General features: G+C 65.7%; 12 protein-coding genes. 7 read left to right on the top strand and 5 right to left on the bottom strand.

The annotated features are described in order from the left end of the window. The first annotated feature begins 1 nt into the window (after position 1). The gene (locus tag HAQ05_RS12665; protein WP_190421077.1) at positions 2-1,312 is read left to right on the top strand and encodes an ATP-binding protein; all 1,311 of its coding nucleotides are present in this window, start codon (positions 2-4) and stop codon (positions 1,310-1,312) included. A 25-nt stretch (positions 1,313-1,337) separates the two neighbouring features. Here HAQ05_RS12665 and HAQ05_RS12660 read toward each other — a convergent pair whose 3' ends face one another. The 4 genes from HAQ05_RS12660 to HAQ05_RS12645 form a co-directional block, all read right to left on the bottom strand. Further along, complete coding sequence (locus HAQ05_RS12660) at positions 1,338-2,195, bottom strand: SDR family oxidoreductase (RefSeq protein WP_190421075.1); 858 nt, start codon at positions 2,193-2,195, stop codon at positions 1,338-1,340. Positions 2,196-2,329: 134 nt separating this feature from the next. Then, positions 2,330-3,283: a 2-hydroxyacid dehydrogenase gene (locus tag HAQ05_RS12655; RefSeq protein WP_190421073.1), complete on the bottom strand. Its 954-nt coding sequence runs from the start codon at positions 3,281-3,283 to the stop codon at positions 2,330-2,332. Between the two features lie 14 nt (positions 3,284-3,297). Further along, a complete protein-coding gene (locus HAQ05_RS12650) occupies positions 3,298-4,056 on the bottom strand; it encodes an SDR family oxidoreductase (protein WP_190421071.1) in 759 nt (252 codons plus the stop codon). Between the two features lie 32 nt (positions 4,057-4,088). Continuing rightward, positions 4,089-4,781, bottom strand: a complete 693-nt coding sequence (locus tag HAQ05_RS12645) for a fumarylacetoacetate hydrolase family protein (protein ID WP_190421069.1) — start codon at positions 4,779-4,781, stop codon at positions 4,089-4,091. A 229-nt stretch (positions 4,782-5,010) separates the two neighbouring features. On the opposite strand from HAQ05_RS12645, the gene HAQ05_RS12640 reads away from it, so the two are divergent. The 4 genes from HAQ05_RS12640 to HAQ05_RS12625 are packed head-to-tail and all read left to right on the top strand — an operon-like array spanning position 5,011 to position 9,187. Continuing rightward, positions 5,011-5,982 (top strand): 2-dehydro-3-deoxygalactonokinase, encoded by a 972-nt coding sequence (locus HAQ05_RS12640; RefSeq protein ID WP_190421067.1) that lies wholly within the window; start codon positions 5,011-5,013, stop codon positions 5,980-5,982. A 15-nt stretch (positions 5,983-5,997) separates the two neighbouring features. Further along, positions 5,998-6,636 carry a 2-dehydro-3-deoxy-6-phosphogalactonate aldolase gene (locus tag HAQ05_RS12635; RefSeq protein WP_190421065.1) on the top strand — a complete coding sequence of 213 codons (639 nt, stop codon included), beginning with the start codon at positions 5,998-6,000 and terminating at the stop codon, positions 6,634-6,636. 31 nt (positions 6,637-6,667) lie between these two features. After that, positions 6,668-7,816 (top strand): galactonate dehydratase, encoded by a 1,149-nt coding sequence (gene dgoD / locus HAQ05_RS12630; RefSeq protein ID WP_190421063.1) that lies wholly within the window; start codon positions 6,668-6,670, stop codon positions 7,814-7,816. A gap of 48 nt (positions 7,817-7,864) precedes the next feature. Then, positions 7,865-9,187 (top strand): MFS transporter, encoded by a 1,323-nt coding sequence (locus HAQ05_RS12625; protein ID WP_420825773.1) that lies wholly within the window; start codon positions 7,865-7,867, stop codon positions 9,185-9,187. A 9-nt stretch (positions 9,188-9,196) separates the two neighbouring features. Here HAQ05_RS12625 and HAQ05_RS12620 read toward each other — a convergent pair whose 3' ends face one another. Next, complete coding sequence (locus HAQ05_RS12620) at positions 9,197-9,889, bottom strand: HAD-IA family hydrolase (RefSeq protein ID WP_190421061.1); 693 nt, start codon at positions 9,887-9,889, stop codon at positions 9,197-9,199. Positions 9,890-9,992: 103 nt separating this feature from the next. Here HAQ05_RS12620 and HAQ05_RS12615 point away from each other — a divergent pair, with 103 nt between their 5' ends. After that, positions 9,993-10,778: an IclR family transcriptional regulator gene (locus HAQ05_RS12615; RefSeq protein WP_190421059.1), complete on the top strand. Its 786-nt coding sequence runs from the start codon at positions 9,993-9,995 to the stop codon at positions 10,776-10,778. 70 nt (positions 10,779-10,848) lie between these two features. After that, a complete protein-coding gene (locus HAQ05_RS12610) occupies positions 10,849-12,579 on the top strand; it encodes a S8/S53 family peptidase (RefSeq protein WP_190421057.1) in 1,731 nt (576 codons plus the stop codon). Positions 12,580-12,608 lie beyond the last annotated feature (29 nt).

Here is a 12,608-nt window from a genome sequence, read left to right as displayed (position 1 = left end):
GGTGAGCCTGCGGCTGCGGCTGTCGTTGGTGCTGGGCGGCGGTTTTATCCTGATCTGGGTACTGGCCTCGGCCTGGATGTTCAGCGACCTGCGCAACCAAATGATGTTTTCGCTCGACCAACGCCTGGTCGCCTCGGCACGCATGGTGGCCGGGCTGCTCGACCAACTGCCGGCGCCGCAGGCCGGCGTTGCGCGTTACCCGGCCAGCCCGTTGACCGTTCCCGACGGCATGGCCTGCAAAATCAGCTCGCTGCGCGGCGAGGTCATCGCCCGCAGCCACACCGGCGCCGAGCAGGGCTTGGCCGACCATTCCGGCTTCCACGACCAAACCATCGAGGGCGAAGGCTGGCGCACCTACACCCTGGACCGCGGCGATGTGCGCATTACCACCGCCGACCGCCACCAGGAACGCGAGGCACTGAACAGTTCAATGTTGCTGGCGGCCTCGGCGCCGGTGGTGGTGGCCTTGTTGGGTAGCCTCGGTATGCTGTGGCTAGGCCTGGGCCGTGGCCTCGCCTCGCTTAACCGTATCCGCGATGCACTGCTGCGGCGCAGCCCCGATTCCCTCGAGCCGCTGGCCATCGAGCCGTTGCCGCGCGAGCTGCAACCCTTGGTCGACAGCCAGAACCAGCTGTTCCAACGCATTGGCCGTACCCTGGCGCGCGAGCGGCGCCTGACCGGCGATGCCGCCCATGAGCTGCGCAGCCCGCTGACCGCCATCAAAACCCACCTGCAGGTGGCCCGCATGACCACCGCCGCCGCCCAGGCGCAAGCCCTGGAGCACGCCGAACAGGCCACCGACCGGCTGCACGGTACGCTGGAGCAGTTGTTGTTGCTGGCGCGGGTGGAGGGCAGTTTGTCGTTCGACGACGGTGTGCAAATGGATGCGGCCCAAGTGGCGCGCACCGCCATCGGCGATGCCTGTGCCGGCGACCGCCAGCGTATATCGCTGCGGCTACCGGCGGGGTTGGCCGGCACCGCCCTGGCGATGCCCTCGGTGTTGGCCATCGCCGCGCTGCGCAACCTGCTCGACAACGCCTTGCGCCACAGCCCGGGCCAGGCCCCGGTAGAGCTGGCAGTGCGTACCGAGGGCGGCTACGCGCTGTTTCAGGTGCGCGACCACGGCCCCGGCATTGCCGCCGAAGACCTCGAACACCTCACTGAACGTTTCTGGCGCGCCAGCACCAGCGCGGGCTGCGGCTTGGGCCTGGCGATTGTGCAAGCGATCGTGCAGCGCTGCGGTGGGCAAGTGCACTTTGCCAGCTTGCCTGACGGCCTGCGCGCCGAGCTCACGCTGCCGTTGCAAGGCTGATAGCGCGGCGGATAACCCACCTTGCTTACAAAATTGGTTTGCCGCCGGTCACTGCATAGCGCCCGCCCGAGATGTAGCTGGCCTCATCCGAGGCCAGCAGCACATACACCGGCGCCAGTTCCACGGGCTGGCCGGGCCGGCCCAATGGGGTTTCCTCGCCAAAGCTGCGCACGGCTTCATCGGGCAGGGTGGTCGGGATCAACGGTGTCCAGATCGGCCCTGGGGCCACGCTGTTCACCCGGATGCCGCGCTCGCCCAGCAGTTGCGCCAGGCCGGCGCTGAAGTTGGCGATCGCTGCCTTGGTGGTGGCATAGGGCAGCAAGGTGGGCTTGGGCATGTCGGAGTTGACCGAGCTGGTATTGATGATCGAGCCACCCTTGGGCATGTGCGGCACGGCGGCTTGGCAAATGCGGAATAGGGCGGTGATGTTGATATCGAACGTGCGTACCCATTCCTCGTCGGGAATGTCCTCGAAGCGTTCGTGGCTCATCTGGAAGGCGGCGTTGTTCACCAGCACGTCGATGCGGCCGAATTGCTCGACGGTCTTGGCCACGATGGCTTGGCATTGGGCTTTTTGCGCCAGGTCACCGGGCAGCAGCAGGCACTGGCGGCCAGCGGTTTCGACCCAACGCGCGGTTTCCTTGGCATCGTCGTGCTCATCCAGGTAGGCGATGGCCACATCCGCGCCTTCACGGGCGAACGCGATGGCCACGGCGCGGCCGATGCCGCTGTCGGCACCGGTGATCAGGGCGACCTTGCCCTGTAAGCGGCCATGGCCCTGGTAGCTCTGTTCGCCGCAATCCGGGTAGGGGTTCATCGCTTTTTGTTCGCCCGGTACGGCTTGTGGTTGGGCGTCGAACGGTGGGCGTGGGTAGTCAGGCATGTGGCTCTCCAGTAGGCAATACGAAAGTGCTTACTAGATCGGAAACACACCTGCCGGCAGGGTTCGAAAAACATGGCGGCGATCGCCCCTGGGCCGCTGGGTGGTATTGGCAGCCAGGGGCGTTCGCCCCGCGCTTAGGCCACCCGCCCCGGCGGCTCTTGGCCGGCGAACACGGCCTCCAGGCTGTCCACCACCATTTGCCCCATGCGGGTACGGGTTTGCACGGTGGCGCTGGCGCGGTGCGGTTGCAGCACCACGGCTTCGTTGCCGTAGAGCTCCGGTGGCACCCGCGGTTCGTCGACGAACACGTCCAGCCCCGCGCCAGCAATGCTCCCGCTCTGCAGCGCGGCGACCAGGTCTGGCTCGTTGACCAGTTTGCCGCGGGCGATGTTGACCAGGTAGCCCTGGGGGCCCAACGCGGCCAGCACCTGGGCGTCGATGATGCCTTCGGCCTGGTCCGCTGCCGCGGCAACCACCAACGCATCGCTCTGCTCGGCCAAGGCCAGCAGGTCGGGTACGAAGCGGTACGGCACGTCGTCCATGGCGCGCAGGTCGGTGTAGGCGATCGGGCAGCCGAAGGCCGAAGCGCGGGTAGCCACCGCCCGGCCGACGCGGCCCAAGCCGACGATGCCGACCCGCATGCCGGAGAATTGCCGCGCAAGGGGCAGTGGCGCCAGCGGCGTGGGGCTTTGCTCCCAAAGCCCGGCGCGCACGAAACGGTCGCCGCTGGGAATGCCACGGCACGCCGCCAGCAGCAAGCCGATGGCGAGGTCCGCGACGTCTTCGGTGAGTGCACCCAAGGTGGCGCTGACCTTGATGCCACGGTCCCGGGCATAGGCCAGGTCTACCGCGTCGGTGCCCACGCCGTTAACGGCGATCACTTCCAGGTTGGGCAACTGTTCCATCAACTCGCGGGTGATGCCGGTGTGGCCACCGGTGATCACCCCGCGTATGCCCGCGGCGTGCGCTTTTAAAAAGGCCGCTTTGTCGGTTTGCTCGAACCAGCGGTGCAGGTCGAAGCGCTCGGCCAGTTGCTCGCGGATTTCGGGGATCAGAATGGCAGACAATTGCAATACGGTGGGTTTCATCAAGGTCTCCCGGCTTAGCCGCGGCCGACAAAGGGCATTTTAGTGGCCATTACGGTCATGTTCAGCACATTGGCCGACAGCGGCAACCCGGCGATATAGCGCACGGCATCGGCCACGTGGCGCACATCGCACATCGGCTCTACGGCGATCTCGCCATTGGCCTGGCGCACGCCACGGGTCATACGTTCGGAGAGTTCGGTCAGGGCGTTGCCGATGTCTACCTGGCTGCACGCGATGTCGAACTCGCGGCCATCCAGGGCCAGGGTTTTGGTCAGGCCCAGTACCGCATGCTTGCTCACGGTGTAGGGCGCGGTGAACGGGCGCGGAGTGTGCGCCGAGATTGAACCATTGTTGATGATGCGCCCGCCCTGGGGCTGCTGGCGGCGCATCAACCCGAAGGCGGCGCGCGCGCAGAGAAAAACCCCAGTCACGTTGGTGTCGATCACGTTGGTCCAGTGCGCCAGGTCCAGTTCGTCCACCGGCACCGCCGGGGCGTTCACGCCGGCGTTGTTGAACAGTAAATCCAAGCGCCCATACGTGCTTTCGATGGTGGCGAACAGGTGCTCGACGCTTTCGGCGTTTCGCACATCGGTGGGTACGGCCAGGGCTTGGCGGCCTTCGGTCAGGGCTTGGTCGGCAAGGGCCTGCAACGGCTCGGCCCGGCGGCCGGCCAGTACCACGGTAAAACCGTCTTCCAGCAGTGCCAGCGCCACGGCGCGGCCAATACCACTGCCGGCACCCGTGACGAGGGCGATAGGGGCAGGTGTGCTCATTGTTGTTCTCCTTGTGGGCGGTTTATACAAAACTAGGGGCGTGGGCCAACGCGTACTTCCAGCGCGCCAACGCCGTCGATGCCGGCTTCGATCAGGTCGCCGGGCTGCAGCGGCGCAACCCCCGGGGGGGTGCCAGTCATGATCAGGTCGCCCGGCTGCAGCCGCAAGTACTGCGACAGCAGGGCGATAGCCTCGGCCACCGGTGTGATCAGTTGGGCCAGGTCGCCGCGCTGGCGTTCCTCACCGTTCACCCGCAGCCAGATAGCGCCCTGGGCGGGGTGGCCGCATTCGGCCACCGGCACCAGCGGGGCGATAGGCGCGGCACCGTCAAAGGCCTTGGCCGCCTCCCACGACTGCCCTTCGGCCTTGGCCCGGGTTTGCAGGTCGCGGCGGGTCATATCCAAGCCTGCGGCATACCCCCATACATGGGCCAGGGCCTGGCTGGCAGGGATGCGAAAGCCACCTTCGGCAATCGCCACGACCAACTCGATCTCATGGCAGAACTCGGCCGTAGCGGGGGGGAAGGGGATCTGCCCGCTGGCGTCGATCACCGCGCTGGCCGGCTTCATGAAATACAACGGCGGCGGCGCTTCTCCCTGTGGTTCGCTGGGGGCGCCCCAATGGTAATTGCGGCCCAGGCACAGTACCCGGTTAACCGGAAAGCGCGCCGGGCTACCGGAGACCGGCAGGGTCACGGTATGAGGGGCAGGGGGGGTAGCGAGCATGGACGTTATTCCTGTTATGGCCCGTTTGCTGTTTATCGTAGGCCACTGTTACGCCGCTGTTTTGCAGTTTTCCACGCTGTGCTTGGACGAATGCGGGCGGGCGATTCCACCGCTGCGGGCAGATTGTCCCTATATATGGGACACACATTTATATATTGAGATAGTCACCCGGTGCGGCGTATAGTTCAAGCCATGCACCCACCCCAAGAACAACCAACAAGGTGAAGTGATGCAGCCTCGATTGATCGCCCTGGACTGGGGCACTTCCTCCTTGCGCGCCTATTGCCTGGGCGCCGCTGGCCAAGTATTGGCGCAGCGCGGCTCCAGCCACGGCATCATGCACCTGCCGGCCGGCAACGATTTCAATGCGGCGTTCGAACAGGCCTGTGGCGATTGGCTGGCCGCCGCGCCCGGAGTGCCGGTGATCGCCTGTGGCATGGTCGGCAGTGCCCAAGGTTGGCGCGAAGTGCCGTACTGCCCGGCACCGGCGCGGGTGGCGGACTTGGGCGAACGGCTGCAAACGGTCACCACCGCCCTGGGCTATACCGTACATTTGGTGCCTGGCGTGCTTCAGCACGGGCGGCTGCCCAATGTGATGCGCGGCGAGGAAACCCAGGTGCTCGGCCTGCTGCGCGGGCTGCCGGCGGCGGCACACGACGAACCCTTGCTGGTGGGCTTGCCCGGCAGCCATAGCAAGTGGGTGAGGGTACGCCAGGGTTGCATCGAGCACTTCGATACCTTCATGACCGGCGAACTCTACGCCGTGGCCTGTGCCCATTCCATCCTTGGCCGAACCCTGCGCCAGGGCGAGCCTTTCGTCGCCGCCGCGTTCGAGCGCGGTGTGACCACGGCGCTGTCGGCCGACGGCGACCTCGGGCCGCTGTCTACCGCCTTCAGTGCCCGCACCCTTGGCCTCACCGGTGTACTCAGCGCGGCCGAGCAGGCCGATTACCTCTCGGGGCTGTTCATCGGCCACGAAGCGCGCGCCTTGGGCGAGGTGACCCACGCGCGCCAGGGCGCGCTGCCCGCCGTGCACCTGATCGGCAGCGAGGCCCTTTGCCGGCGCTACGCGACAGCGCTGCAGTCGGCCGGTTTCGCCGTCGCTGGCGTGGCGGCCCAGGCGACCGAACATGGGCTGTGGGCGGTGGCGCAGGCCGCCGGGCTGGTAGAGCGTCCACCGCATACGTTGCAATTTGTTTGATAGGAGGGTTTACCCATGCACCAACAGTCAAGCCTGGAACAGGCGTTGGCCAGCAATGGCTTGATCGCCATCTTGCGCGGGCTCGAGCCGGTTCACGCACAGGCCATCGGCGATGTGCTGTACCAGGAGGGCTTTCGGGTGATTGAAGTACCGCTCAATTCGCCACAACCGTTCGACAGCATTCGCATCCTGCGCCAAAGCCTGCCGGCAGACTGCATCGTTGGCGCCGGCACGGTGATGACCGCCGCCCAAGTGGAGCAGGTCAAGGCGGCCGGGGGCGAGTTGATCGTAATGCCGCACTGCGACCCCCGGGTACTCGATGCAGCCAAGGCCGCCGGCTTATACCTGGCGCCAGGGGTGGGCACCGCTACCGAGGCGTTCAGCGCCCTGGAGCACGGTGCCGACATGCTCAAGCTGTTCCCCGCCGAGGCCATGCCGCCGGCGGTGGTCAAGGCCTTGCTCGCGGTGTTGCCCAAGGGCACCGCGTTGGTGCCGGTGGGCGGGATCACCGCGGAAAACCTTGCAGCCTACGCGGCCGCTGGCGCCAAGGGTTTCGGCCTGGGCTCGGGGTTGTTCACCCCCGGGCTAGGCGCCGAGGGCGTGCGCGAGCGCGCGCGCGGGTACGTACACGCCTGGCGCGCTCTGGGCCAATAACCATCTACGCATCGACAAAAGAGACAAACCGATGAAGATTACCAAGCTCACAACGTTCATCGTTCCACCGCGCTGGTGCTTTTTGAAGGTCGACACCGACGAAGGCGTGGCCGGCTGGGGCGAGCCTGTGGTAGAGGGGCGCGCCCATACCGTGGCGGCCGCCGTCGAGGAACTGGCCGACTACCTGATCGGCAAAGATCCACGCAACATCGAAGATATCTGGACGGTGCTCTACCGGGGCGGCTTCTACCGCGGCGGCGCCGTGCACATGAGCGCGCTGGCCGGCATCGACCAGGCATTGTGGGACATCAAGGGCAAAGCCCTGGGGGTATCGGTCAGCGACTTGCTCGGCGGCCAGGTGCGCGAGCGCATTCGTGTGTACAGCTGGATCGGCGGCGACCGCCCGGCCGACACTGCGCGGGCCGCCAAAGAGGCGGTGGAGCGTGGCTTTACCGCGGTGAAGATGAACGGCACGGAAGAGCTGCAGTTCGTCGACAGCTTCGACAAAGTCGATTTGTGCCTACAGAACGTGGCTGCGGTGCGTGACGCCGTGGGGCCGAACGTGGGCATTGGCGTTGACTTTCACGGCCGGGTGCACAAGCCCATGGCCAAGGTGCTGATCAAGGAATTGGCCGGCTACAACTTGATGTTCATCGAAGAGCCGGTGCTCAGCGAAAACGCCGAAGCGCTCAAAGAGCTGGCACCGCTGTCGAGCACGCCGATTGCCTTGGGTGAGCGCCTGTACTCACGTTGGGATTTCAAGCGCATCCTCGCCGAGGGCTATGTGGATATCATCCAACCGGATGCTTCCCACGCCGGCGGTATTACCGAAACCCGAAAGATCGCCAACATGGCCGAAGCCTACGACGTGGCCCTGGCCCTGCATTGCCCGCTGGGCCCGATCGCCTTGGCCGCGTGCTTGCAACTGGATGCGGTGTGCTACAACGCGTTCATCCAGGAACAAAGCCTGGGTATCCATTACAACGAGAGCAACGACCTGCTCGATTACATCGTAAACCCGGAGGTGTTCGCCTACGACAGCGGCTACGTGAAGATCCCCCGTGGCCCGGGGCTGGGCATCGAGATCAACGAGGCTTACGTGCGCGAACGGGCCGCCGCCGGCCATCGCTGGCGCAACCCGGTCTGGCGGCATGCCGACGGCAGCTTCGCCGAGTGGTAATTCCGTGCCCCGGCATACGGGGCCGTATACAACAAAAAGGTGCACGCCATGACCCGCCCTATGCCTTCCCAGGCCATGCCCGCGGCCCGCGCGGCGCTGGCCACGCCCAGCCGCAAGCGCTTTTTCATCATGCTGTTGTTGTTCATCACGGTGGTGATCAACTACCTGGACCGCAGTAACCTTTCGATCGCTGCCCCGGCTTTGACCAAAGAGTTGGGAATCGACCCGGTACACGCGGGGTTGATTTTTTCGGCGTTCGGCTGGACCTACGCCGCCATGCAGATCCCCGGTGGCTGGCTGGTCGACCGGGTGCCGCCGCGGCTGTTGTATAGCCTGGCGTTGGCCCTGTGGTCGCTGGCCACGGTGTTCCTCGGCATGGCCGGCAGCTTCGTCGCGCTGTTCGTATTACGCCTGGCGGTGGGCGCGCTGGAAGCGCCGGCTTACCCCATCAATAGCCGGGTGGTGACCACCTGGTTCCCCGAGCGCGAGCGCGCCACGGCGATCGGCTTTTACACCAGCGGGCAGTTCGTCGGGCTGGCATTCCTTACACCGGTGCTGGCCTGGCTGCAAGCGAGCTTTGGCTGGCATATGGTGTTCATCGCCACCGGCCTGGTCGGCTTGGGCTGGGCGCTGGTGTGGTACGCGGTATACCGCGAGCCCAAGCAGTTCAAGGGCGCCAATGCGGCCGAGGTGGCCTTGATCGAGCAAGGTGGCGGCCTGGTGGATATGTCCAGCAAAGCCGAGAAAACCCCTTTCCGCTGGAAAGACGTCGCCATCGTGCTCAGCCAGCGCAAGCTGTGGGGTATCTACTTGGGGCAGTTCTGCTTGAACTCCACGCTGTGGTTCTTCCTGACCTGGTTCCCCACGTACCTGGTCAATTACCGCCACATGGATTTCATCAAGTCTGGGCTGCTGGCCTCACTGCCGTTTTTGGCGGCCTTCGCCGGCGTGCTGTGCTCGGGGTTCTTCTCCGATTGGCTGCTGCGCCGTGGCGCCACCCTGGGCTTGGCGCGCAAGCTGCCGATCATTGGCGGCCTGCTGATCTCCACCAGCATCATTGGCGCCAACTATGTGGAGTCTACCCCGGCGGTGGTGGCGTGCCTGGCACTGGCCTTCTTCGGCAACGGCCTGGCCTCGATCACCTGGTCGTTGGTGTCGACCTTGGCGCCGGCGCGCCTGCTGGGCCTCACCGGCGGCATGTTCAATTTCATCGGCAACCTCTCGGCGGTCGTTACCCCGGTGGTGATCGGCTTTTTGGCCACCGGTAATTCCTTCGCGCTGCCTATCGCCTACGTGGCGGCGACGGCGTTGGCCGGGGCGCTGTCTTACATCGTGCTGGTGGGTAAGGTCGAGCGGATAGAGGTCGAGTAGGCGCGGGCGCTAATGAGGGGGTAGCGGGGCCGGTAGGCCGTTGAGTGTGGCCACCAACTGTGGCAGTTCGCGCATGTGCGTGAAGGTGCGTTCCACACCCAATTCCAGCAGGCGCTGGCCATGCCCCGGTGGAATGTGGCTGGCGCCGAGAAAGCCGAGCACGCGCATGCCGGCGGCCAGTGCGGCGGTGGCGCCGGTCACGCTGTCTTCGACCACCAGGCAGCGCCCGGGGCTGGCACCGGCGCCTTTGGCGGCGGCCAGGTACACGTCCGGCGCCGGTTTAGGCAGGGCGACTTGCTCGGCGCTGTATACACCGGCGTTGACCCGCTCGACCAACCCGGCGCGTTTCAGGGCGAATTGCACCCCATCCAAACGGCTGTTGCTGGCCACCGCCAGTGGCAATTCGATAGCCAGCAAGGCGTCACGTACACCGGGGATGGGTTGCACCTCGCTGCGGATCAGCGCTTCGGTATGGGCATGCAAGTTATCGACGAAACCGGCCGGCAGCGGCCGGCCGAAATAGTGCTCCGCCAGCTTGAGGATGTCGCGGCTTTGCAAGCCGAAGGTGCCTTCCAGCACCTGGTTCAGCTCATCGGCTGGGTAAAACTGTGCCAGCGATTGGCGAAGGTTGCGCTCGGCCACGATTTCACTGTCGATCAGCACTCCGTCGCAGTCGCAAATAAGCAGGTCGATCGATGCCATGGTGCCTCCGGCGCTGTGAAAACGTTAGGATAGCGCCTCTTGGCAAGGGTTGCGCAAGGCCCGCCGCCCAGCCGGCGCCAGTTGTGAACATAAGGTTATAGCAATGCCCGACAACGACTCACCCACCGCCGCCCCTACCGGTACCCAAACGCTGCTGCGCGGGCTGGCGGTGGTTCATGCGGTGGCCGCCGGGGCGCGCGACCTTAAAACCATAGGCCAGCACGTGGGCACTACCCGCAGCACCACCCACCGACTGGCCAGCGCACTGGTCGAAGAGCGCTACCTGCGCCTGCTGCCGCAAGTGGGGTACCTGCTAGGGCCCAAGCTGATTGAGCTGGGCTTTCAGGCCCGCGACCAACTGCCCCTGGTGATGTTGGCCGAACCCTGGCTGGCACAATTGTCCGAGCACACCGGCGATACCATTCACCTGGCCGTGCGCGACGGCGACGAGGTGCTTTACCTGCACAAAACCCCTGGGCGGCACGGCCCGGAGATGCGCTCGCGGGTGGGCCACCGCATGCCGCTGATGCGCACCGGCATTGGCAAAGCGCTGCTGCTCGACGCACCCCAGGGTGAATGGCAACGGTTGTTCCAGGCGTGCGAGCGCGCTCCGGCCGCGCAGCCGGCCAACCACCCGCAGCCGGCCTGGGTGCCCTTTTTGGCACGCATGCAGGCGTACGTGGCCGGCCAATACGCGTTCGACCTGGAAGACAACGAACCGTCGATTCGCTGCGTGGCGGCGCCGGTGCGCGATGCTAGCGGGCAGATCGTCGCGGCGATCAGCGTGGCCAGTACCGTGCCGTACATGCCCCTTGAGAAAATGACCGCGTTACTGCCCCAGGTGCAGGCGGCCGCACGGGCGATAAGCGCGGAATTAGGCGCGCATTGAAGCGAACCGGTTTGCTGAAACCACCAGGCTGGGCCACAGTCTCAGAAGCGAATGTTGCGAGAGGTCGCCCATGCAAACACGCGGGTTGTGGTTTTTATTGCTTGCCTGCCTGGCCCGTTTGGCCAGTGCCGAAACACCTTTGCGGATCGAGCACCTGGTGCGTTGTGGCGATTTGCTCGATCATAGCCACCAGCGCTTTTGCCTCTGTGCCCATGGCCTGGACGATCAACCCTTGCACGTGCGCTTCGGCGGCCAAATGCTCACCGCCGAGCGCCAAGGCCAGGGGCTGCAATTCGAAGCGCAGCCTGGCCAGCACAGTGGCCCGCTGCTGCTGGCCCAGGGCGGGCGGTTCAGCAACCCGGTATGGCTGAGCCTGGCCGATAACCACGTGGTGGCCGCGCGCCCCGGCGAAACGGCGCAGAACATGGATGGCCTGAGCACCTATGTGAACCTCGTCAGCGTGATCATTGACGCCCAGGGCGAGGGCCTGCAGCAGGCCCAGGCTCTGGCCCGCAAGTACAGTGCCAGCGTGGTGGCCGCGATCCCAGTGCTGAACACCTATCAGTTGCGCCTGCCCACCCGTGACCTGACCGAACGCGATGCGCTGGTGCTGCGCCTGGGCAGCGAAACTGGCGTAGCGGCGGTGGTGATCGAAGAAGGCGCGGCGGTGGAGCAGGCCCCGCCCGCCCCTGGCCCTGCCCCGGGCGAGGACGAATGGGCGAGTAACCGCTTTGCCGATGCGCTGAATTATTACCGGCGGCGCATCCCCGCCCGTGGTGCGCCGCTGGAGACCGTACCGGTCAAGGTGGGCGTGATTGAGCGCAGCGTGGATTTCGACTCTCCGGATTTCGCCGAGTACCTGGGCGCCTGCGAACTGCCACGCACCTGCGTCTATGCCCGCGATGCGGCCCAGGCGAGCCAGCATGGCTCAAGCGTTGTCGGGGTGCTCGCCGCGCATTGGCAAAAAGGCGGTAATACCGGGCTGTTACGAGGCCTGGACGGGGCCAGCAAGGGCTTTGAAGTGATCGTTGACCGCGATTCGGACGCCGGGGTACTCGCCAACGTGGCGGCCTCGGTCAACCTGGTCGAAGACGGCGCGCGGGTGCTGAACTGGAGTTGGGGCCTCAACCGCATCGGTGCCAAGGCCGTGCAGGGCGGGGATGTCGACAGCGAGGTACATTCGGGCCTGGCCATGAAGGGCTATGAAGCACTGTTGGAAGCCTTTTTCCGCTGGTTGCGGCAAAATCACCCGGATGTGGTGGTGGTGAACTCCGCGGGTAACGGCGGTGCCAGCGCCGACAGCGACGAATACCGCCTGCCGTCGTCATTGGTGACCGACCAACTGCTGGTCGTGGGCGGGCACCAGCGCAGCGACCAGGCGGATATGGCCGTGGGGGCCCCGGGCTACGCGGTCAAACGCGCCTCGTCAAACATCGGCCTGCGTGTAGACATCAGCGCGGCGGCCTGCACCCATGGCGCCACGGATGCTAACGGTGAAGCCGGCACGGTGCATTGCGGCACCTCGTTCGCCACCCCCATGGTCAGCGGCACGGTGGCAGCGATGTTGTCGATCAACCCGGCGCTGACCCCCGAGCAATTGCGCATACTGCTGCGCCGCAGCGCGTTGCCCATTGGCGGCAATTACGATTTCGACTCCGTGGGTGCCGAAAACCTGACCGCGCCCATTCTGCCTTCAGAGCGCAATTTCGACCTCAACCACCCCGATGTGGGCCGCTCGGCGCGGCTGGATATCCAAAAAGCCTTCGACCTGGCGGTGCAGAGCCGCGACAGGCGAAGGTAACGCACGGCAGGCCAACGGCGCGCCTGACG

Source organism: Pseudomonas typographi, assembly GCF_014694385.1.
GTDB classification, from domain to species: Bacteria; Pseudomonadota; Gammaproteobacteria; order Pseudomonadales; family Pseudomonadaceae; genus Aquipseudomonas; species Aquipseudomonas typographi.
Note: the sequence above shows the minus strand (reverse complement) of the source record. Positions and strands in the feature narration are given on the sequence as shown.

Coding starts and splice junctions, on each gene's coding strand:
- HAQ05_RS12655 (WP_190421073.1), bottom strand. CDS start 3,283: ATGAAACCCACCGTATTGCAATTGTCTGCCATTCTGATCCCCGAAATC.
- dgoD (WP_190421063.1), top strand. CDS start 6,668: ATGAAGATTACCAAGCTCACAACGTTCATCGTTCCACCGCGCTGGTGC.
- HAQ05_RS12635 (WP_190421065.1), top strand. CDS start 5,998: ATGCACCAACAGTCAAGCCTGGAACAGGCGTTGGCCAGCAATGGCTTG.
- HAQ05_RS12610 (WP_190421057.1), top strand. CDS start 10,849: ATGCAAACACGCGGGTTGTGGTTTTTATTGCTTGCCTGCCTGGCCCGT.
- HAQ05_RS12615 (WP_190421059.1), top strand. CDS start 9,993: ATGCCCGACAACGACTCACCCACCGCCGCCCCTACCGGTACCCAAACG.
- HAQ05_RS12625 (WP_420825773.1), top strand. CDS start 7,865: ATGACCCGCCCTATGCCTTCCCAGGCCATGCCCGCGGCCCGCGCGGCG.
- HAQ05_RS12660 (WP_190421075.1), bottom strand. CDS start 2,195: ATGCCTGACTACCCACGCCCACCGTTCGACGCCCAACCACAAGCCGTA.
- HAQ05_RS12640 (WP_190421067.1), top strand. CDS start 5,011: ATGCAGCCTCGATTGATCGCCCTGGACTGGGGCACTTCCTCCTTGCGC.
- HAQ05_RS12620 (WP_190421061.1), bottom strand. CDS start 9,889: ATGGCATCGATCGACCTGCTTATTTGCGACTGCGACGGAGTGCTGATC.
- HAQ05_RS12650 (WP_190421071.1), bottom strand. CDS start 4,056: ATGAGCACACCTGCCCCTATCGCCCTCGTCACGGGTGCCGGCAGTGGT.
- HAQ05_RS12645 (WP_190421069.1), bottom strand. CDS start 4,781: ATGCTCGCTACCCCCCCTGCCCCTCATACCGTGACCCTGCCGGTCTCC.